At 66.8% G+C, this 19,903-nt stretch carries 14 protein-coding genes and 20 tRNA genes; 4 read left to right on the top strand and 30 right to left on the bottom strand.

Features of this window, described 5'->3' with window-relative positions; translation table 11 throughout:
* Positions 1-190 precede the first annotated feature (190 nt).
* The 4 genes from G6O54_RS06085 to G6O54_RS06070 form a co-directional block, all read right to left on the bottom strand.
* Complete coding sequence (locus G6O54_RS06085; RefSeq protein WP_165221564.1) at positions 191-4,390, bottom strand: M56 family metallopeptidase; 4,200 nt, start codon at positions 4,388-4,390, stop codon at positions 191-193.
* On the bottom strand, positions 4,387-4,815 hold the full coding sequence (locus G6O54_RS06080) for a BlaI/MecI/CopY family transcriptional regulator (RefSeq protein ID WP_165221561.1): 429 nt from the start codon (positions 4,813-4,815) through the stop codon (positions 4,387-4,389). The genes G6O54_RS06085 and G6O54_RS06080 overlap by 4 nt, the downstream gene beginning before the upstream one ends.
* Before the next feature lie 324 nt (positions 4,816-5,139).
* Positions 5,140-6,426 carry a nickel-dependent lactate racemase family protein gene (locus G6O54_RS06075; protein ID WP_250846737.1) on the bottom strand — a complete coding sequence of 429 codons (1,287 nt, stop codon included), beginning with the start codon at positions 6,424-6,426 and terminating at the stop codon, positions 5,140-5,142.
* 249 nt (positions 6,427-6,675) lie between these two features.
* Complete coding sequence (locus G6O54_RS06070; protein ID WP_165221557.1) at positions 6,676-7,503, bottom strand: 3-keto-disaccharide hydrolase; 828 nt, start codon at positions 7,501-7,503, stop codon at positions 6,676-6,678.
* Positions 7,504-7,709: 206 nt separating this feature from the next.
* On the opposite strand from G6O54_RS06070, the gene G6O54_RS06065 reads away from it, so the two are divergent.
* A complete protein-coding gene (locus tag G6O54_RS06065) occupies positions 7,710-8,729 on the top strand; it encodes an aldo/keto reductase (RefSeq protein ID WP_165221553.1) in 1,020 nt (339 codons plus the stop codon).
* A gap of 207 nt (positions 8,730-8,936) precedes the next feature.
* Here G6O54_RS06065 and G6O54_RS06060 read toward each other — a convergent pair whose 3' ends face one another.
* The 18 genes from G6O54_RS06060 to G6O54_RS05975 all read right to left on the bottom strand — a co-directional run bounded on the left by G6O54_RS06060 (position 8,937) and on the right by G6O54_RS05975 (position 16,219).
* On the bottom strand, positions 8,937-9,614 hold the full coding sequence (locus tag G6O54_RS06060; protein WP_165221550.1) for a hypothetical protein: 678 nt from the start codon (positions 9,612-9,614) through the stop codon (positions 8,937-8,939).
* Positions 9,615-9,894: 280 nt separating this feature from the next.
* Complete coding sequence (locus G6O54_RS06055; RefSeq protein WP_165221547.1) at positions 9,895-10,860, bottom strand: hypothetical protein; 966 nt, start codon at positions 10,858-10,860, stop codon at positions 9,895-9,897.
* 4 nt (positions 10,861-10,864) lie between these two features.
* Entirely contained in the window at positions 10,865-11,506 is a 642-nt protein-coding gene (locus G6O54_RS06050) for an RNA polymerase sigma factor (protein WP_165221544.1), read from the bottom strand.
* A gap of 151 nt (positions 11,507-11,657) precedes the next feature.
* Positions 11,658-12,224 carry a hypothetical protein gene (locus G6O54_RS06045; protein WP_165221540.1) on the bottom strand — a complete coding sequence of 189 codons (567 nt, stop codon included), beginning with the start codon at positions 12,222-12,224 and terminating at the stop codon, positions 11,658-11,660.
* 11 nt (positions 12,225-12,235) lie between these two features.
* A complete protein-coding gene (locus G6O54_RS06040; protein WP_165221537.1) occupies positions 12,236-12,742 on the bottom strand; it encodes a hypothetical protein in 507 nt (168 codons plus the stop codon).
* Positions 12,743-12,833: 91 nt separating this feature from the next.
* Entirely contained in the window at positions 12,834-14,618 is a 1,785-nt protein-coding gene (locus tag G6O54_RS06035; RefSeq protein WP_165221534.1) for a S26 family signal peptidase, read from the bottom strand.
* 269 nt (positions 14,619-14,887) lie between these two features.
* Positions 14,888-14,974: transfer RNA gene (locus tag G6O54_RS06030), tRNA-Ser, on the bottom strand.
* Between the two features lie 24 nt (positions 14,975-14,998).
* Positions 14,999-15,069 (bottom strand) — tRNA-Ala (locus G6O54_RS06025).
* Between the two features lie 24 nt (positions 15,070-15,093).
* A tRNA-Val gene (locus tag G6O54_RS06020) sits at positions 15,094-15,165 on the bottom strand.
* 25 nt (positions 15,166-15,190) lie between these two features.
* Positions 15,191-15,264 (bottom strand) — tRNA-Leu (locus G6O54_RS06015).
* Between the two features lie 117 nt (positions 15,265-15,381).
* Positions 15,382-15,453 (bottom strand) — tRNA-Glu (locus G6O54_RS06010).
* Positions 15,454-15,491: 38 nt separating this feature from the next.
* Positions 15,492-15,571: transfer RNA gene (locus tag G6O54_RS06005), tRNA-Tyr, on the bottom strand.
* 32 nt (positions 15,572-15,603) lie between these two features.
* Positions 15,604-15,676, bottom strand: a tRNA-Asp gene (locus G6O54_RS06000).
* Positions 15,677-15,719: 43 nt separating this feature from the next.
* Positions 15,720-15,805: transfer RNA gene (locus tag G6O54_RS05995), tRNA-Ser, on the bottom strand.
* Positions 15,806-15,830: 25 nt separating this feature from the next.
* Positions 15,831-15,905 (bottom strand) — tRNA-Gln (locus tag G6O54_RS05990).
* Positions 15,906-15,945: 40 nt separating this feature from the next.
* A tRNA-Gln gene (locus tag G6O54_RS05985) sits at positions 15,946-16,016 on the bottom strand.
* Positions 16,017-16,035: 19 nt separating this feature from the next.
* Positions 16,036-16,119: transfer RNA gene (locus G6O54_RS05980), tRNA-Ser, on the bottom strand.
* Positions 16,120-16,136: 17 nt separating this feature from the next.
* Positions 16,137-16,219, bottom strand: a tRNA-Asn gene (locus tag G6O54_RS05975).
* A 111-nt stretch (positions 16,220-16,330) separates the two neighbouring features.
* On the opposite strand from G6O54_RS05975, the gene G6O54_RS05970 reads away from it, so the two are divergent.
* A complete protein-coding gene (locus G6O54_RS05970) occupies positions 16,331-16,978 on the top strand; it encodes a hypothetical protein (protein WP_165221531.1) in 648 nt (215 codons plus the stop codon).
* 88 nt (positions 16,979-17,066) lie between these two features.
* Here the strand turns inward: G6O54_RS05970 and G6O54_RS05965 are convergent.
* From G6O54_RS05965 to G6O54_RS05930, 8 genes are all read right to left on the bottom strand, one after another.
* A tRNA-Pro gene (locus G6O54_RS05965) sits at positions 17,067-17,140 on the bottom strand.
* Between the two features lie 5 nt (positions 17,141-17,145).
* A tRNA-Gly gene (locus G6O54_RS05960) sits at positions 17,146-17,216 on the bottom strand.
* Positions 17,217-17,248: 32 nt separating this feature from the next.
* Positions 17,249-17,321: transfer RNA gene (locus G6O54_RS05955), tRNA-Lys, on the bottom strand.
* A 34-nt stretch (positions 17,322-17,355) separates the two neighbouring features.
* Positions 17,356-17,426: transfer RNA gene (locus G6O54_RS05950), tRNA-Ile, on the bottom strand.
* Between the two features lie 34 nt (positions 17,427-17,460).
* Positions 17,461-17,532: transfer RNA gene (locus G6O54_RS05945), tRNA-Lys, on the bottom strand.
* Between the two features lie 8 nt (positions 17,533-17,540).
* Positions 17,541-17,613, bottom strand: a tRNA-Trp gene (locus tag G6O54_RS05940).
* Between the two features lie 29 nt (positions 17,614-17,642).
* Positions 17,643-17,714: transfer RNA gene (locus tag G6O54_RS05935), tRNA-Glu, on the bottom strand.
* Positions 17,715-17,748: 34 nt separating this feature from the next.
* Positions 17,749-17,820 (bottom strand) — tRNA-Phe (locus G6O54_RS05930).
* Between the two features lie 438 nt (positions 17,821-18,258).
* Here G6O54_RS05930 and G6O54_RS05925 point away from each other — a divergent pair.
* Both G6O54_RS05925 and G6O54_RS05920 read left to right on the top strand, forming a co-directional pair.
* Complete coding sequence (locus G6O54_RS05925; protein ID WP_165221527.1) at positions 18,259-18,696, top strand: VanZ family protein; 438 nt, start codon at positions 18,259-18,261, stop codon at positions 18,694-18,696.
* Positions 18,697-18,712: 16 nt separating this feature from the next.
* Entirely contained in the window at positions 18,713-19,888 is a 1,176-nt protein-coding gene (locus G6O54_RS05920) for a hypothetical protein (protein ID WP_165221523.1), read from the top strand.
* The last annotated feature ends 15 nt before the right edge of the window (positions 19,889-19,903 follow it).

Raw genomic sequence — 19,903 nt, 5'->3', positions numbered from 1 at the left:
AACGTATTCATGCGAATGTAAATCGGATAAGTTGGAATTTGCCCCGGTCTGAGGGGAGCCTTCGAGATCTGTTCCGAGCCGGAAGCGTGAGCGACGGTCTTCCTGCGCATTTCGGAGGGAACCGTCGCTCACGCTTCCGGCTCGGATTGGCGATCGTTCGATCGTGCCGTGACGGAACCGCCAATGCTTTTCACCGCGCCGCCTGGAAATCCACGCCCTCCCTGGTCTCGCCGGCCGACAGGTCCAGAGTCTGGCTACCCGTATCTGGGGTCCAATTCGCATCGTAGAAGATAGGGGAGACGTGGACGAACTGCATACCTGGTCGGACGAACTTCAGCTCATAGACTCCATCCTGGTTGGTCGTCGCGGCGGGGTTGAAGTTGCGGTCCTCGAGGCGGTCGGCCGCGATTGCGAAGACCTCGCGGTCGGCGATCGGCTGGCCGGCGACGTCGGTCACGCGGCCGCGGACGATGGCCGGCCGCGTAAGGTGGATCTCCGCGTCCCGGATCTCCTGGCCGGGCTTCGTCCGGAAGGGGGGGATCGCTCCGTTGGCCCAGGTTCTCCAGATACGGTAGTCGCCATCGTGGGCCATGAGGTTGTAATCGCAGTCTCCGCTGGCCGGGAGCGATACCTCAAAGCGGCCCTCGTCGCCCGAGCGGACGGTGAACCGCGACGCGTCGGTGAACTGATTCCCGGCACTCGTGATCACCAGCGCCACGGTCGCCCCGACGACGGGCTGGTTCTCCGGGTCGAGCACCTTCCCCGTGATCTTCACCCCCCGCTCGACCACGATGGTGACCGGCTTCATCCCGGCCGCGATGTTGAAGTCCAGGTTGTCGAAATTCCTCTGCCAGCCGTCCGGACCATCGGTCGAGCGACGGTTCCAGTCGCTCTCCGCCTGGTCGGACCACCAGCGAGTGAACCCCGGCGCCTCGACCTGGAATTCGAACCGACCGGGGAGCATGTCCGGGATCTCGATGCGTCCATCCTCGCCCGAGCGCGCCTCGATCCCGGCGTGCTGCCAGTGGTGAAGGCGGAGGCCGGCGACGGGTTTGGCGGAGACGCTGTCCACGACCCTGGCCCGGAAGGTGACATCCCGGCTGAGCCGGATGTCGAGCGGCTTTGCCTCGTCCGGTCCGATGGTGATGCCCTGAAGCCTGGCCGATCCCAGGCCGGGCACGCGGACCTGGATGTCGTAGGCGTCGGACTGGGCATACAGCCGATATCGGCCATCGCCATCCGTCCGCGTCTCGGTCCAGATCTCGGTGATCAACACGCCGGGACCTTGCTTGGGCCCGTTGTTGGCGCGGATCAGCGCGTTCGCCGCGGGCTTGCCTTCGGCGTCGGTGACGCGTCCCTCGAAGTAGGTCCGGTTCCCCAGCACGACGACCATCCCCGGAGAGCCGACCGGTTGGATCATGAACATCCGTGGGGAATAGCCTTGCTTGCGGAAGACGACCTGAACGCTGTGGCTCTGCTTGCCGAGGTTGCGGATCCGGAAGATCCCCTTGGCGTCGGTCTTCGCCTCGTTGCCGCGATACCACGACCAGACGTCGGCCTCCACGCCCTCGAGGGGCTTGCCGTTGGTGTCCACCACGACGCCGGCCAGCTCGTTGGCCGCGACGTCGGGAGGCGGCTCGACGGAGGTCTTGCTGGAGCCGCGGATGGGCAGGTTGACGATCACGGTGCCGTCCTCCGAGGGGAGCGCCGCCGCCTGGTGCTCGGCCCCGTCGCGGAGGCGGATGAGCAGTTGTGCGGGCTTTCCCACGGCGATCGTGTTGTTGAGCGACGGCGGGAGCCGGAACTCGCCGCGGAAGTCGGTTATACGCTCGGTGCCCGGGAAGGGCTGACAGGTCCCGCCCTGGCAGGTGCCCACGACCGTCGCGCCGGCGATCGGCGCACCGCCGGCATCCAGGACCTTGCCCTGGACGGTGACGGCGGGGGCCAGCTCGAGCGAGGGGACCTTGTACTCGGTCACGCCTTCGGGGATCGTCACGGTCACGCCCGTGGTGTTGCCGGTCGGGTTGGTGTAGCCCGGCGGCATGCCCATCACATACAGATAGGTCTCGCCCGCGGGGAGCCGGTAATGGTAGCGGCCCTGGGCGTCCGATTTTGCACCGTGAGTCATCGCACTCGTCCGGGGTCGGAAGGGCCCGTAGACCCCGAGGCTAGCCCCCTCGATCGGCAGTCCGGTCCCCTGCTCCGCCACCTTGCCTTCCACCTCGACGCCGCGGATCAGCTCGATGGTCACCTCCGTGGTGGCCCCGGGGGTCAGCTTGACGTCCTTGCCGGCGCGATAGGTCCACGTCCGGCCCTCGCCCTGGTCCTGGCCCCGGACGACGACATTGACCGTTCCTTCGTCGAGGTTCTCAAAGGTGAATCGGCCCTCTGTATCGATCGAGGACTCGCCCCAGGCGTTGACGTCTCTCCGGACGTCCTGCCTGGGCCTGCTGCCCTGGTAGGCGGCCTTCAGCGCGGTCAGCCTGACATCCGGTACGCTCGAGATCACTCGCCCCGTGATCCGGGAAGCCGGAACGGCCACCAGCCGGGTCCAGCTTCCCGGTGGCGAGGTGACGAATCCCTGATCGTCCATCATCTGACGCTTCGGACCTTCGGGTGCGGACTTCGCCCGGATCCGGAGCGGGCGTCCATCGTGCGATGTGGCCTCGAGCATCAGTCCCGCCTCGGGCGGGATCGCGTTCAGGGAGAACGAGCCGAGTGCGTTGGTCCTGATCCGGAACAGGCCCTCCATCGGGCTCCTGTCGACGACCGAGGACGGAACCTCGGAATAGCCTATACCGAAGGAATTCCCCTGATCCCAGGGTCTCGCCATTCGTCGAACCCGCACGGTCGCCTCGTGGACCGGTTTGCCGTCTGGGTCCTGGACGACGGCGGCGAAGATGGCCGGCTTCTTGAGCCTCAGTTCCAGGTCATCTGGGTGAGCGAAGCCATTCGCCTGTGCGGAGAGAACGGACGCGGCGAGGCCCGGCTTGTGGGCCGCGATCATCACGAATCTCACCCCCTCGGGCACCGGCCAGGTGAACCGCCCTTCGTCATCCGTCGTGAGGACCTGATGCCCCGTATGGCCTGGGTCGTAGCATCCCGCCACGATCGTCGCGCCGGAGACCGGCTTATCGTCGGGATCGAGCACCGTCCCCTTCAGCTCGCGTGGGGTCTCTCGAGTGCCGGGCGGCTTGATGACCGGCCTGGCGGGCTCAACGGCCGGAGCCTTCTTTCCCTTCGCCGGCTCCTGCGCCGGCGCGCGATTGACGCGGAGTCCGCCGACGCCGAGGGCCGTGACGAGGGCCAGGCCGACGATCAGGGCGCGGCGCGCGGGCGACGTTGGGGAAAGGGTGCGCGGCATGTCTTCCTCCAGCAGTCGTTCGATCCGGGACCTGACGGTCCGGCGGTCGAGGAACGGGAGCCAACCGTGGCTGGAAAGAGGCGCGACGGGGGAAAGGCGGAAGGGGCGACTCGCCAGGTCGAACAGGAGCCGGGCGTAATCGACCGGGTCGCATCCATGGGCGACGGCCACCTCGTCGCAGAGGAGCTCCCGTTCGCGGTCAAGGCGGGTCAGGAGCCAGAGCACGAAGGGATGGAAGAAGAAGACGGCGCGGACGAGCTCCTGCGCGAGCTTCACCGCGTCGTCGTAGCGCGACAGGTGGGACAGCTCGTGGAGCAGGCAGGCTCGCTTCCGCGTTTCGGTCCAGTCGTCCTCCCAGTCCGGCGGGATGAGGACAACCGGACGCAGGCCGCCCACGACGACGGGCGAATGGACGGCCGGATGCACCCCGACGCGGACGGGGCGAGACAATCGCAGCGCCGCGCGAGACTCGTCCAGGAGGGGCGTCGCGGCGTCATCCTCCCGCGCGTCACGCTTCAGACGGTTCAGCCGGATCCATCCGCACGTCAGACGAAGCAGCAGGCCGGCGGCGAACACGGCCCATGCGGTCGCGACGATCAGTCCCGCAAGGCTCAGTCGATCGAGGGTCGGAACCGGGGCTTGTGCGGGCGAAGCCGTCGCCGCGGGAGGCTCCTCGGGGACGGTCAGCCCGGACGGGCTCCTCATCTCTCCCCGAGGGGTAGGGCTCGAGTTTTTCGGGGCTTCCTGAATCGGAACGGCGGGCGGCGGCATCGAGGTGGCCGGCGCAGCGACGGCCGCCGGGGGGGCCGGCCAGCGGACGACCGTCTTTCCCCAGCGAGGGACGAACGGCATCAGCAAGCCAGCCCCGAGCGCGGCCAGGCAGAGCCGGTATCGAATCCCCGCCCCGCGTGGTGGACGAGCCGCGAGCCACGCCGCCAGGGCCGCCATGACGAGCCCCCAGCGGATCGACCAGCCCAGGAGCATGACCAGCCAGGGGACCGCCCAGTTCTCCGCCAGGTGCGTCATGGTGCCTTCCTCCCTTTCCGCGACGCCGGCCTCGCCGGCCCCCGCGCTTCTTCCGCGGCCCGTATCCTCGCCTCGATCTCCCGCAGGTCCCCCGCCGCGAGCTGCTCCGCATCGACGAGGCCCATCACGAGCTGCTCCGCCGACCCGCGGAAGAACCGCGACAGGAAGTCGGACAGCAGGCTCCCGGTGGCCTCCTGCTTCGACACGGCCGGCCGGTAGAGGTGGGTCAGCCCCTGCTTGTCGTGATCCACGAGCCCGGCCTTCTCCATCCCCTGCACCAGCCCCAGCACGGTCGTGTACGGCTGCCGGTCCCCCCTGGGGAGATGCTCCATCAGGCCCCGGACCGTCTGCGGCCCGTGCTCCCAGAGGATCCGGAGCACCTCGAACTGCCGCTCCGTGATCGCCAGCGCCTTGCGTCCCGCCATCGTCGTTCGCCCTCTCCGAGCCGATCTACAGACTTGAGCGTACGGATTATTGCGTAGGAGAGGAGCCACGTCAAGAATCAGCCGGACGGGATGACGATCGGGGTCCCGACGCCTCCGCGTCCGATGACAATCGCCGTGAGGCGGTCGGAGCCCACGGGCGCGCGGGGGTGGACGATGCGCTATCGCGACGGCTCGGGAACGCGGAGGCTGACGGGAGTCACGATGTCCTCTCCCGCTCGGCTTCGGTTCGTCTCATCGAGGGCAAGCCGGCAACCGCGGCCTGGGATCGGGAGCCGCCGATCGCCTGATCCCGACGACCGCGCGTCATGCCTCCGCCAGCACCGGCAGGACATAGGGCCCCTTGGGGATGACGGCGACCTGGGCGTTGGGGCCGTACTCGGCCAGCGAGTCGGCCAGCGCGGACTCCACGCTCGGGGCGGTTTCGACGTAGCAGCGGGAGAGGACCTCCGGGGACAGTCCGTCGGTGACGACCTTCACGCGGGCCTTGCGGAGGACCTTGGCGAGCTCCTCCACCTGCCACTGGTCCATGACGAAGTAGTCCTTGCCGAGGATTCGCTGCATGAACGCGTCCGGCGTGGGATTCTCGGCGAAGATCGATTGCAGCTCGGGCGAGCCGACCCCCTCCGTCATGCTGGCGGCGATGATGATCGTCCCCCCCTGCTTGACGATCGGCAGGCAGCCGGTGAGGCCCTTCACCGACTGGTAGAACGTGGTGTCCAGCGGATAGCCGGCCGAGCTCGTGACCACGATGTCCACCGGCCTCGCAACCGGGGCGCGGACGATCTCGCGGACGAACTCCACGCCCTTCAGGAAGGCCGCCTCCATGTCGCCGGCCACGACCGAGGTGATCCGCCGATGGGCGTCGAGCGTGACGTTGACGATGAAGTCGCAGCCGGCCATCCGGCCGATCCGGGTGTTCTCCTCGTGGACCGGATTGCCGTCGAGGATCCCGCAGTCGGCGTTCGGGTGCTCGAGGAGCGCCGGGCCGTGCCAGTGCCGGACGGTCTCGATCGACGCCACGCCCGGACAGATCAGCTTGCGACCCCCCGAGTACCCGGCCATGAGGTGGGGCTCGATCAGGCCGACCGTGATCTTGAGGTCGGCGCGAACGTACCGCGTGTCGATCCACGCCGGGATCCCGCGGGGGGTCGTCCCGAGGAACGTGTGCTCCTCGCGATGCGTGCCGTGATGGTCCTCGACGCGGTACGTCGAAGCGATCTCGGGGCCGAGCATCTCGAGCTTCTCGGCGGCGGTGCTGGGCCGGTGAAGGCCGGTGGCGACCAGGATGAGGACGTCCTCGCGGTCGATCCCCGAGTCGTGGAGCGTCTTCAGGACCGGCGGCAGGATCACGCGATTGGGGACCGGCCGGGTGATGTCGCAGATCAGGATGCACGCGGACTTCTTGCCGCGGGCGAGCTCGGCCAGCGGCGGCGAGCCCGTGGGCCGGGCGAGCACCTCGGCGATGGCGGCGTCGGGGTCGAGGACCGGCGGGTGCTCGCGGATCGTGAGCGGTCCGACCATGCGTTCCGCCGGGATTTCCACGTCCAGGCCCGTGCGGCCGTAATCGAGCGTCACCCTGATCGTCTTCATGGTCGAGCCTCGTTCGTTCGATTCGAATTCCATCGCGCGAGCCCCGCGGCAACGCCTCGAAACTCCCTCCAACTCTCACTTCGTAAGGAGGAGAGCCGGGATTTCACTTCCCCCCTTACCAAGGGGGGATTCAGGGGGGTGTTCTCGATCGCCGAGGCCCGCCCGATTCACCCCCTCCTACTCCCCCTTCGTAAGGGGCAGAGCCGGAACTTTGCCTTACCCATTAAAACGGGCTCATGGGACAGACACTCACTTCGCCAGCTTGCGGATGAAGAGGTTGCGGTAGGCCACCGGTCCGTGATCCCCCTGGAGCAGGATCGGCCCCGGTCGGTCCGGGCCGTCGAGGCCGGAACGCGTGGCCCCTTCGCCGAAGTAGCCCACGAACTTGCCGTTCTCCTCGCGGAGCTTGACCTTGAGGGGCTCGGGCAGGGCCTTGCTCTCCTCATTCAGCCGATCGAATGCGGCCCGGTCGGTCTCGCCGTATCGAACGTCCATGTCCTTGTAGACGACCTTGCCGTTCCAGATCAGGCTGAGCTTCTTACCTCTGAGCGTGATGTCGTACGACTGCCACGCGCCCGGCGGGCGGGACAGGTTCTCGGGGGGGATGGCCCGCTCGTAGAGGGCCCCGCAATCGTGGCAGGCGAGCTTCGCCGCGCCGAAGCTGTCGAATACCTGGATCTCGAAGAGGCCGCGATTGTAGACGCCCGAGTTGCTCCCCTTCGGGACGGTGAACTCAAGGTGCAGCTCGTAGTCGTCGAAATCCTCGACGGTCCGGATGTCCGAGCCGCGGCCGTCATCGCCGCAAAGGAGCACGGCAGCGGGCCCCCCGCCGGAGCCGACCGGCAGGAGTCGGCCGGGGTTGGATGGGTCGAGGCGAACGTCGTCGCAGGCGACCCAGACCTTCCTGGCATCGGGATTGCGGAACTTCCAGCCGTCGAGATTCCTGCCGTTGAAGAGCGGCTTCCAACCCTCGGACGGCGGATACGTCTTCCCCGACTGGCCGCGGGCCGGGATGACGAGGAGGGTCATGAAGGGCAGGAGTGCCACAGCACGGACGAAGGAGCGGGGGGGCATCATGGTACGAACCTCGCGCGGGGTAACACGCTCGGCGGGCATCGCCGACGAACTCCGTCGAGGATAGCACCCGGACGCCCTCCTGTCCCGAGGCTGCTCCGGCCGTCCGATCCCAACCCTTCCTCGGCAAGGATTCTCGGCTTACCATCGGGGACAATCGGGACCGTTCGTGCGATCCCCGCCGACCCAGGCCTTAAGAGGTGCAAGCCATGACCCATCCAGGTACGAATCCCAGCAGGCGGGAATTCCTGCAAACCAGCGCCGCCGCGGGGCTGGCCCTTGGTGCCCTGCCGGCGACGGGCGAGGCCGCGGACGAGAAGGGACCGACGGGCATCCCGGTCCGCCCTTTTGGCCGGACCGGCCGGAAGGTGACGTTGCTTGGGCTGGGGGGCTTCCACGCCGCGGTCCCGGACGAGCCGGACGCGGTCCGACTGATCCAGCGCGCGGTCGACGAGGGGATCACGTTCCTCGACAACGCCTGGGACTACATGGACGGCGTCGCCGAGGATCGGATGGGCAAGGCGATCTCGGAGGGGGGCCGGCGCGACAAGGTCTTCCTCATGACCAAGTGCTGTGGCCGCACGGCGAAGGACGCGCAGTCCAATCTCGATGACAGTCTCCGCCGGCTCCGGACCGATCACCTGGACCTTTGGCAATTCCACGAGATCAACTACGACAACGACCCCGAGTGGATCTTCTCCGCCGGCGGTGCCCTCGAGTTTGCCCTCAAGGCGAAGGAGCAGGGAAAGGTCCGGCACATCGGGTTCACCGGCCACAAGCACCCGGAAATCCACCTCAAGATGCTGGGGATGCCGTTCGATTGGGAAAGCGTGCAGATGCCGCTCAACGTGCTCGACGGCCATTACCGGAGCTTCCAGCACCATGTGCTCCCGGTGCTCAACCAGCGCGGGATTGCGGCCATCGGGATGAAGAGCCTGGGGGGGGCCGGCGGCATCGTGAAGGACGCGAAGGTCCCGGTCGAGGACGCGTTGCGGTACGTCTTCTCGCTGCCGATCGCGACGCTCGTCTCGGGGATCGATTCCGAGAAGATCCTCGAGCAGAACCTCAAGATCGTCCGCGAATTTCAGCCGATGACGCGCGACGAGATGGCCGCCGTCGAGGCGAAGTATCACGACGTCGCGGGGGACGGCCGGTTCGAGCTGTTCAAGTCAGCCCAGAGCTATGACGGACCCGTGCATCGGAAGCAGCACGGGTTCGCGACGGCCTGACGTGTGGGCTGAACGCGGGGATGAACGACCTCCGCGGAGCCGGTCGGAGGACCGGCGTCCCGCGGAAGGAGCTGCCATTGGGGTAAACCGCACGATCCGACTCATCCAGGCCGAGCTGGTGTTCGTTCCGCATCACCTGGGCGACAGTTAGGGGGCTGTCCTGGGCATCCACCCCACACCGGGGGTAAACGGACGTCGCTCGCGTGGCTATTGACCACCGCCCATGCCTGACAGTTTTCCGGGCTCCACGCCGAGAAACTGGAGACTGCCGCCAGCAATCCGGAAATTCTCATCATAGGTGACATACATGCCATTCGTCCCTTCGCCGGCCGCTTGCAACAGCGGGGCAACCCGGACGCGAACGAGGCTGTCATGATCCCGCACTTCCAGTTTCACGACGGTAAGATGCCACCCCACGACGGTTACCTCAGTTCGCAGGAGGGTCGAGAAGGTTTGGACCCGCACTTCGGGAATAAAGTCCGCCTTGGAGAGCATCTCGCAGACCGCTCTCGCTTGCGGATCCTTGACGTCCAGGCTCTTAGCCAAAGCTGCGGTCGTGCCCTTGTACCGGAAGGCTTCGGCGATCTCAGCCTCCGCATGCGCGACTTCCTCTTTGGTCGGCGGCGTGGCAGGCATTAAGCGACCGTTTACGACGAGGGCGGCCAGCGGGAGAATGCCCGAGGCGTTCTGCGGGGCAACCGCCACCCGCTTGGGCTTCCCGGCACGAACGGGGCCTGAGCGCTTGATCCGCGCGGAAATGACGTCGGAGGAATCCTTGACTGGTGCAGGCTGAACGGGCGTCGGAGGTACAGGATCCTGGCCGGCTGCCAAGGCCGAGAAACCGACCATCATGATCATGACGACGCTGGAAGAAAACGGCTTCATGACAGTGCTCCGATAAGAGACTGTCACGACTCTACCAGAATCCACGCCGTCCCTGCGTCTTTGCGGGATTGCGGCCATCGGGATGAAGAGCCTGGGGGGCCGGCGGCATCGTGTAGGACGCGAAGGTCCCGGTCGAGGACGCGCTGCGGTACGTCTTCTCGCTGCCGATCGCGACCTCGGGCTGTTCAAGTCAGCCCAGAGCGATGTATGGACCCGTGCATCGGAAGCAGCACGGGTTCGTGACGGCCTGAGTCGAGACCGCGGGCCTCCGCGGGGCCGGTCAGCGGACCGGCGTCCCGCGGAAGGAGCTGTAGTTGGGGAGGATCGCGCTGTCCTGCTCGTCCAGGCCCGGCTGGAGCTCGTTCCGGTTGTTGAGGAAGAGATCCTGATCGTGCGGGCTGACCCGGCGGGTCGGCAGGTGCCGGACGCTGCCGTCGCTGTAGAGGACATTCTGGCCTCGGCCGCCATGGTTGGGGCTGTTGCCGGGGAGGATGCGGGCGAAGTCCTCATGGGCCGGGGCGTCGGCGACCACGGGGATCGCCATGGCGGGGCGGGATTCGACGGGCCCGGGCCGGCCGGATCCCTGGCGGTAGCCGACGTTGTAGGCGTAGTCCCAGGGGAACAACCTGGCGTAGCGATCGGGGTCGGTCCGCTGGATCTCCTCGGTCTGCTCGAAGCTGGGGAGTTCCCGCGGCGCCTTCTGCCGGCCGTTGTGCGGGCAGTCCAGGACCGAGAGATCGGTCAGGACGCCGGCGTCATGCAGGAAGGTGGCGAAGGTCCCGGCGGGCGCGTCGGTCTTCTGGCCCGGCGGATACGGGTACGACTGCTTGATCGAGGCGTACTGGGCGAAGCTCTTGCCGAGCTGCTCGAGGTTGAACACGCAGCCGGCCATGTTCATCCGCTCACGCGAGTGCTGGATCGCCGGGATCAGCGTCACCGTGCCGGCCAGGAAGATGCTGGCGGCGACGGCGAGGTCGGCCCAGCGGAACCGCGACCGCGCCGGGATCAGGTCGGGCAAGGCCCGGGGCCGGGCTCGCTCGCGGGCGACCAGGGTCATGGTCCGGAGATGCAGCCCCGGGGGGGGCTCCGGCCCCTCGCCGTCGTCGAGCAGGAGCTGAAGCCGACGCGACAGGAGCTCGGCCCGCGACGCCAGCTCGGAATCGTCTCGGATGGCCCGCTCCATCCGCTCGCGATCGGCCGATTCCGTCCGGCCCAGCACGTGATCGATCAGGTCGTCGGCGTTCATGGCGTCAATCATTCCCATCCCGAGTGGCGGTACGTGCCATTTCCTGGAGCTTGGAGATCGCGGCATGGAGCCTGGATTTCACCGTACCGACGGGGATCTTGAGGATGTCCGCAATCTCGCGGTATTTCAAGTCCTGGTGGTAGGCGAGGATCAAGGTCTGGCGGAGTGCGTCGGGCAGGCGCCGGATGCTGTCTCGGACCCATTGCTGGCGCTCCTGCTCTTCCAGCTCGGACAGGGGGCCGACCCCCTCGTTCACCAGCAGGTCGAGCAGGGAGCCGGATTCGGAACCCTGTGGGCTGGAGTGGACCTGCTGGTCCAGGCTCAGGGTCGGGTGCCTGCCGACCTTCCGCATCGCATCGACGGCCTGGTGCGTGGCGATCGAGTAGAGCCAGGGCCGGAACGGCCGGCCGTCCTCGAAGAGCCCGCGCTTCAGGTGAATCTGGAGGAACGTGTTCTGGAAGACATCGTCCGCCAGGTTCGCGTCGCCGATGTAACGGACAAGGTAGCGATAGAGCTCCCGCTCGTAGCGGCGGACCAGCTCGTTGAACAGGGATTCCTTGCCCTCGTCCCGATACCGGCTCATCAGGACCTCGTCCGCCATGCTCGCGAGGTCGTGTGCCGATTCGGACTCGATGGCCTTAACCATGTTACGCACCGTCGACGCCGATGGTTCGGGGCGTCGCCAGGAAAGGGGCAAGACTCTCGAACCGGGACGCCGAGGCGACCGGTCCAAATTTCGTAAGAGAAAGTCTAGTCGGATCTTGGGACGAGTCAAGACGAGCGGGACCGAGCCGTCGTCAGGGCACCAAGTCGTTGAGCTCTGAAGAGGTTTCGGAATCGGTGGAGAAGTCTTCGCGGAGGATGCTCCAGATCGGTCGGCTAGCAGGGTATTTCTCGACGAGTCTCTCGATGCACTCTTCGGCTTCCTTGACGGTCGCAAATCGAATCCTCAGCGTCCCGCTGTCGAGCGTCGAGGCTCCTTGTTCGATGAGCATGGCCCGAACTTCCGCTTCGGTTACCGGATCGGTCGCACGGCGTGAAGCGATGACCTGATAAGGTAACATGCCGGCCGTGGTGGCTTCGGGCATCGTGAGCCCGCTTGCAAGGGCGATCCTGTCCCGGGAGCTCGTCCCTTCTGCGCTCTCATAAGCTGCCAGAATAATCGCGGACCGCTCCTCCAGCGAGCGATCAGCCCATTCGTCCCAGATGACGAGGACGCGGGTCTTCCCGGTCGAGTAGGTCTGCTCGTAGATTCGCGGCTGTCCGAAACTACGCTCGATCCGCAGCTCATCGGAAAGCCTGGCCACCAAGCCCCGATTGGCGGCACTGATCCTTGGCGTTGCCTCGAGTCGAATTCGGGGCATGTGGTCGTCCTTCAGAGATTCACGAGGTTGATCAACAGCCATTCCGCCGCCAGGCGGACTCTTGTGACTTCGTGACTGTAGGCCAGGTTTCCATGATAGCGAAGTGACTCGCTCCAGAGTTGCCCGATTCGTTGTCCGCAGACTTGAACCTGGCGAGCTGTCCTCGGTTCGTAGGCGCGTCCGGATATCGAGGCCCTCTCGGCGACGAGGAGCTCTGCCCAGGCCCGTACATTATGCCCCTGACCGGCCACCGGCCACGCGATCTGCCGTACGAGCTTCGCATGCTGGATCGCCGGCAAGATGTGAGACTTCCAGTCGAGGGTCGCCGTCTCCGAATGGAAGAGCGTGAAATATGCGGCCTTGAGGGCCATCTCCGCACTGTATCCCCACAGGTAAATCGCGCCCGTTCGCCTCCCCTGAATGGCCAGGGCCAGGCCGTCCTGGTAGCGCTCGTTCGCGGCCGCACGAAACTCGCGAATGCACTCCGGCCGCCAGCGATCCTTGAGGAGCTTGGGCACTCGTCGGGCTTCCTATGCAATCAGCAAACCTCGCGGGAGGGATCCTGCCTAACCGAGGAGGAATTCGCGACCAGGTGGGGCCTGCCCGACCTCATCGAATCCAGCGGATCTCCTCGAAGTTGGGGCGGACCGGGAAGCGATATTCGCCGAATCGCCAGGCGGGCCAGACGGGCTGAAGGTGGGGCCAGTAGACCCAGAAGGCCTTGCCGATGATGAGGGATTCGGGGACCTCCCAGCTCTCGCGGCCCGAATCGTCCCAGCCCCGTCCGGGGAAGTCGGGGTCCATCTGGTCCTTGCGGCCCCATTCCCGGGAGTCGGAGCTCCAGGGACTATTGTCGCCGAGCATCATGTAGCGGCCGGCCCCGATCCGGTAGTCATGCCAGCCGGGCTGGCCCAGCCGAGCGTAGGCATTGGGATCGGCCAGCAGGTCGAACAGGCCTTCCGGGTTCTGGACCGACCCGGGCTCGAGGCCGGGGAGGTCCGGGCGGCGGGGCGAGAGCAGGTAGTAGGTGTCGCGGCGGAGGACCAGCCCGGTCACCTCGAGGCTGGCGCCCCGCGACCCGATCCGGGCCGGCTCGAGGTCCTCCGGCGACGGCCTGGCCAGCCCCGACGAGTCGGACGAGTCGTAGGTCAGGCCGTCGCCGAAGGGAAGCTTGCCATCGACCTCGAGGGTCAGCCGGTCGTCGACGTTGGCCAGGGCGAACGTGTGCTCGCCGGGCGCGGAGAAGGGCGTGGGGGCCGGGTCGCCCAGGACCTCATCGTCGCGCAGCAGGGTCGCCCGGCCGGTCGCCAGGTCGATATCGGCGTGATGCGCGCGGCCCCCCTTGATGAGCGACAGCCGGAGCGTCCCGGACTGGCGGGCGACCCGGACGCGTCCCGAGAGCGTCAGGTCCCCCACCCAGTGGGGCTGGCACCAGGCGCGGGTCACCTGCTCACTCCCCGGGTGGGGGTTCAGGGGCATGGCCGTATTGTAGGAATTGAAATCCGTGATCAGGCTCGCCCGGGGGGCGTCGGGGGTGCGGCCCTGGACGATCGCCTCCCAGTGGCGCGGTTCGGGCACGAGATTTCGGTAGCGGAGTTCGGTCCAGGTATCGCCCGGAGCGTCGACGGCGAAGCGACCCGCCGAGGGCTCGGACCAGCCGTCGGAGGTCCCGGCCCAGCGGTCCCAGCGAGGGTCGTCGCGGAGCGATCGGGCCCGGTGCCCGTCGTCGTAGACGAGCACCTGCATGGCCTGCTGGTGCGGGAACGGGCGCCTCAGCCGCTGGAACGGCTCGGACTCATCGATGGGCTGCCTGAGGAGGTCGCCGCGATGGATCCGGAGCACCTCGTTCGGCAGGCCCGCCATCCGCTTGATGTAGCGGACCTCCGGCTCCTCGGGCACCTTGAAGACGGTGACCTCCCATCGTCGCGGGCCCACCTCGCCGAGCGCCGGGACGAGGGGGAGGTGGAGGCCCTTCTTCATCGTGTAGATGCGGTCGCCTCCCAGGCTGGGCAGGGCGTCCACGCGGGTCGTGAACCGGCAGTTGTCGCAGGTGCCCCAGGCGACCTGAAGGCCGGTGCTCCCCCCCGAGCCGCTCGAATCCACCTCGCTGTCGGCGTTCACCGTGTAGGCGTGGCCGCACTCCGGGCAGGTCACGTCCTTGTGCCGACCCATGAGGGTCTGGGCCATCGAGCCGGTCGGGATCACGAAGCCTTCCGCCTCGAAGCTCCAGAGCAGGAAGGCGACGACGACCACCACCACGGACTCGACCGACTCGCGGCGTTCCCGGCGCTTCCTCGCGGCGGCCGCGGGATCGGGCGACGGCGCGGTCGTCCCCTGGCGATCGAGCGCGGGTGCTGGTCCGTTCCTGATCGTCTTCTGCCGTGGTCTGCTCATGGCGTCCCCGCCGGATCGATGCGGCCTCGGATCGAAACTGATGCCGATCCGAGGATAGCAGACGAACGGGGCGGCGTGCGACGGCGGATCGCCGGGACGGTCGGGGCGACGGTGCATCGGAGGAGACGGCCGGCGGCCGGCACGCGCCGGGACCCGAGCTCCCGGGGCGTTCCATGCCATGCCCCCGCCAGGAGTCGAACCTGGTCTGCGACCTTCGGAGGGTCGCGTGCGGATCCGTCACACTCCGGGGGCGGTTCGTAAGGGACGAGCGGAAGGCGAGGGATTCGAACCCTCATGCCCGCGAGGGGCAACCTCATTAGCAATGAGGCCCGGCAAGCCGTATCCGGCTACCTTCCGTTGCTGTGCGGGATCGTTGCGAGTGGACAGCCGGGGACTCGAACCCCGATTCCCTGGGTGCAGGCCAGGAGTCTTCCCATTGGACCAGCCGCCCTTCGACGCGACGCGGGCGCCGCGATCGTCCCGGAGGGAGTCGAACCCCCATTTCCTCTTTGTAAGAGAGGCGTCGTGGCCGCTGGACCACGGGACGCACCGAATACCACGCCAACGATCGATCGCACGGGTGGGAGTCGAACCCACAGGCACCAGGCTCTCGACCTGGCCGCTCTGCCAGTTTGCGTACCGTGCGGAGGAGAAAATCCCAGGCCCCGGTCTCGATCCGGGAGGCCGGCCTTATGAGAGCCGGCCGGGCACCCGCCACGCCTGGGCTGAATCCTGGATCTCGATGAAGACGGGAACCGCCGAGCAGCCCGAGCGGGAGTCGAACCCGCCTCTCCACCTTGAGAGGGTGGTGTCCTGGCCGATAGACGACCGGGCCGTGGATCTCGATCGCGGGGTTGTCTCCCGCGGATCGAGTGCGTCGAGCAGGAGTTGAACCTGCACAGCCGAAGCGGGTGGGTTACAGCCACCTGGGCTCGCCAGTGCCCAGCCGACGCGACGTCAGGGACCTGCCCTGTTCCAAGATCAGCGCCCCCGACGGGATTCGAACCCGTGGCCTCCACCTTGACAGGGTGGCGAGCTCGCCGCTGCTCCACGAGGGCATGTCACGTCATGCGGTCCCGACCGGGTCGCGGACCGCCAAGGCGGAAGCCGTGGGACTCGAACCCACAAGCGGCCCGGGGCCGCCGCCTGCCTTCCAGACAGGTTCCTCATCCGGCCGGATGGCTTCCTCAACGATCACAAGGGGCTCACAAGTTCCGGGGGCTGGAATCGAACCAGCGACCTCCACGTTCAGAGCGTGGCGTCACGACCAACCGCAACTGCCCCGGATTCGTCGGGCGGGGTCCCCGCGACCGGGACTTGCCCGCCAATCGGGAAGGAGGATTCGAACCTCCACCGCCTGGTTCAAGGCCAGGAGGCCTGCCGTTAGCCGATTCCCGAATTTCGGAATGCCTGTCAGCGGAAGAGGAGGGAGTCGAACCCCCAAGGCTCATCGCTCGTCCGGGTTCGGGCCGGGTGCCGTCGCCAATCGGCTTGCTCTTCCGTATCTTTATGGGAAAGCTCCAGGGGAGGGACTCGAACCCCCATGCCAACCAAGGCGCCTCATTAACAGTGAGGTGCGGCTACCATTTCGCCACCCTGGAATCCAGCGGAACTCATCGTGTCGCGATCCTGTGAGATCTTCATCGACCGGCACAGCGTAGGGGGCAGATCGCGATGGCCCGTCTGAACTGAGGCCCCGCTGGAGCTCCTCCATGCGCCGCACTGCTGCTGACGTTGCGACTCAATCGATCATTTATGGGGCACTCGGATTTCGGGCATCGCTGGAGGTGACAGAGCATCATCGAACCCGGGAACTCTGCTCCCAGCTTCTCCCTTGGCTGGGCCGACTTGGGCTTGAGGACAGGATCATGCCCTACCACCGCGATATCCTCGAAGAGCCGCATGGCGCCCTGAAACAAGAGTCCCGAACTGAGGCATTCTGGCGAGGGGAAGAGGCCGCGTTCTTGGGCTGGACTATCCAGTTGATCGAAATGCCAGACTTGCAGGGCTTCATCGATCCGGGACTCCTCGTGGACAGGCTGAAGCTGCTGAAGCCCGAGGCGGCGGACATCCTATCCAGGGCCGAGTTGCGATCGTCTGCCGAGGTAGAAGAGTTCTCCACATTTTGCTTGCTCGTCAGACATCTGTTCCAGCTCGTGACTTTCCCAGAGGATGATCGAGACCTCCTGACGAGTCGCTTCCAGAGACGATTGACGAACTTCGGGCTCGGCGATGCCCTGGAGCAGTACGCGGGAATTGAATCCGAGGCGTCATCATTAGTTTCTCGATCGCCGAGCCTTCGGGGACTGTACCTCGTTCGAGCCTTCGCTTGCGAGTGGCTCTTCGGGGTGGATGAGTAGCCTGGCATTGGCTCGAGCCAGCATCTCGGTTCGCGGCTGGAGGAACGATCATCGACCCGCGATGGCGGAAGTCGACGAAACGAGTCAGTCGAGGTGGCTGGATTCGAACCAGCGGTCTCCTGCTCCCGAAGCAGGCGGATTCGGCCACTTTCCTACACCTCGGTGAGAGTGCCCAGCGGGACTTGAACCCGCACATCCGCCATGGCAAGGCGGGAGGCTGCCGTTACATCATGGGCACCGTGCACCGTCGCCGAATTGTCAAAGAGAGAGTGGGACCAGAGGGGCTCGAACCCTCACCCGCCTGGTTAAGAGCCAGGTGTGCTGCCGCTAACACCTTGGTCCCGGATCCGCCGCGTGGCTCGTCGGTATCGGTCCAGTCGGCCCGGGAGGAATCGAACCTCCCTCTCCCGGTTATCAGCCGAGCGCTCTACCGCTGAGCTACAGGCCGTGGACGGACAATCATGAGATCAATTACCTCCCGATGGGGCTGGAGGGATTCGAACCCCCGCTCCCCGGCTTAAAAGGCCGATGTGCTGCCGCTACACCACAACCCCGATCCCAGCACGGCCGGCAGGATTCGAACCCGCGAGACGGCGGTTTTGGAGACCGCCCGCGCCCCCAGTCGCCCCGGCCGTATGTCTCGATCACGCAGGCCTTCACCGAGTCACCCGTGAGGGAGTCGAACCCTCGTTGTCGCCTTGAAAGGGCGGCGTCCTGACCGTTAGACGAACGGGCGTACCTTCCTCGGTCCCCCCGGCGGGGGGATGGAGTGGGCCGTGTGGCGCTCGAATCCACGTCTCCACTGTTTCAGAGTGGCGCTAAACCATCTCAGCTACCGGCCCGTGCATGGGACGAAAAAGGCCCGGAGTTCGTGCCCCCGGGCCTGGCGGTTTCCATGAGGAATGCCGAGACCTGGGGCGTCAGCCGGAGGGACTTTCGGGATAGGAGGACGCCGGCCACGAGGGCGAAAACGAGGCGGATGGCCGTTTGCCGTCGGCTTCCCGATTCGATCGCGGATCGAGAGATTGTGCCCGCATGGCCCGTTCCTCATCGGTTCGGCGTGAGCCTGGCGACCGGCCGGCCCTCCGTTCTGGCCTTCACCGGATCACCCTGGCGACATACCAACAGACGGCGGACCCGTCCGGGATGTTCGCGCGAAATCCGACTTTCGTATCGGGCTGGCCGTCGCCCTGCGAGGTCGTCGAGTCGGCGCTGAAGCGCGTCGCCGGGTTCGGGTAGAATGCGCCCCAGACTCACTCAATCCTGGAGGGCCTCGCCCGATGGCTGAGCGGTTGCGTCTTGGGGCCGCCTTGCTGTGGACCGCCGTGATCCTGATCCTCTGCTGGACACCGGGGACCTATCTGCCCGCGGCGGAGGGCCATGGGACGTTCGTGGAGATCGCGCACCTTGACAAGGTGGTCCACGCGGGGATGTTCGTCGTCTTCTCGGTCCTCTGGCTCCGGACGACGAGCGGTCGGCTTCGTGACTATCTCCTCGTGCTGGCGGCGGGGAGCTTCCTCGCGGTCCTGACGGAGCTGGTGCAGACCTGGGAGATCATCAACCGCGACGGCGAGCTGGTCGACGGGATTACCGACGTCCTCGGCGTCCTGGCCGGGTTTCCGATCTATCGCTCGCTTCAACCACGCTATGAACGCTGGCGGTTGTCCCGGGGCCGCGTGAAATCCGGCGCGGATGACGCGGTCCGGGAACTCGCATGAACCAGGGGGGCCAATCATGCTGACGATCGGGGGCCGTCGCGGGATCTCCGGCGGGAGTGCTTGGATCGCGGTCGTCGCGGCGTGGATCGGCCTGATCGGGGCCGGCCCCGCGCGTGCGTTCGAGTCCGGCCCCGAGGGCGACGATGGCCCGGAGCGTCGGCCGGCCGGCACCCGCAAGCTGATCGAGTTCGGCTGGGACGAGCCCGACGCCGCGACCATCGCCCGCGACCGGGCCAGGATGGCCGCATCGCCGTTCGACGGCTGCGTCTATCACGTCAACACGTCGACTCCGGGTAAGCCTGCCGAGAGCCTCACCTGGAAGGGATGGGGCAAGAGGACGTTCCGGCTCGACGAGTTCGGCCCCGCGCTGGCGCCATCGGGACGCCAGGATGGCAGGGGCTTCGACGAGAACTTCCTCCGGTTCAACGTAACGCCCGGCGACCTCGACTGGTTCGACGACCACTCCGCCGTCATCGCCAACGCCCGAGTCGCCGCGGTCCTCGCCCGCGGCGGGGCGGGCATCCTGCTGGATACCGAGCAGTACGAAGGGCAGGTCTTCGATTATCGCAAGCTGGCGGCTCGGACCGGCAAGTCCTGGGAAGACTATCGGGCGCAGGCCAGGCGACGGGGCCGAGAGGTCATGGAAGCGTTCCGGGCGGGCTTCCCCGGGATCAAGGTGATGCTGACCTTCGGGCACAGTTACGCCTGGAAGCAGACGGACGGCGGCCGGAAGCCGCTAAGGGAGTGCCCGTACGGCCTCCTCGTCCCGTTCGTGGACGGGCTGATCGAGGCTACCTCGGGTGACGCCGTGATCATCGATGGATACGAGCCCTCCTACGGCTTCCTGGACGGGGAGCGATTCGAGGAGGCTCGCCGGGTGATCCGGTCGCGCGCGGCCGAACTCTCGGAGGATCCGGCGGCCTATCGTCGCGTGATGAAGGCCGGCTTCGGACTCTGGCTCGATCACGACTGGCGGAACAAGGGCTGGAGCGTCGATCGACCGGAGTCCAACCACTTCTCGCCCGATCGATTCCGGACCGCGCTTCGCCAGGCGCTGGCCCGCACCGATGAGTATGTCTGGATCTACACCGAGACGCCCCGGTGGTGGACCGAGGACGGGAAATACCGGGCCTTGCCCGATGCCTACGTCGATGCCATCCGGCGGGCGCGGGTCGAGGCGGGCCGCGACTGAAGGGGCGATCCGCCG

This window comes from Aquisphaera insulae (assembly GCF_011064615.1).
In the GTDB taxonomy this organism is placed as follows: domain Bacteria; phylum Planctomycetota; class Planctomycetia; order Isosphaerales; family Isosphaeraceae; genus Aquisphaera; species Aquisphaera insulae.
This window is presented reverse-complemented; position numbering and strand designations above follow the sequence as displayed.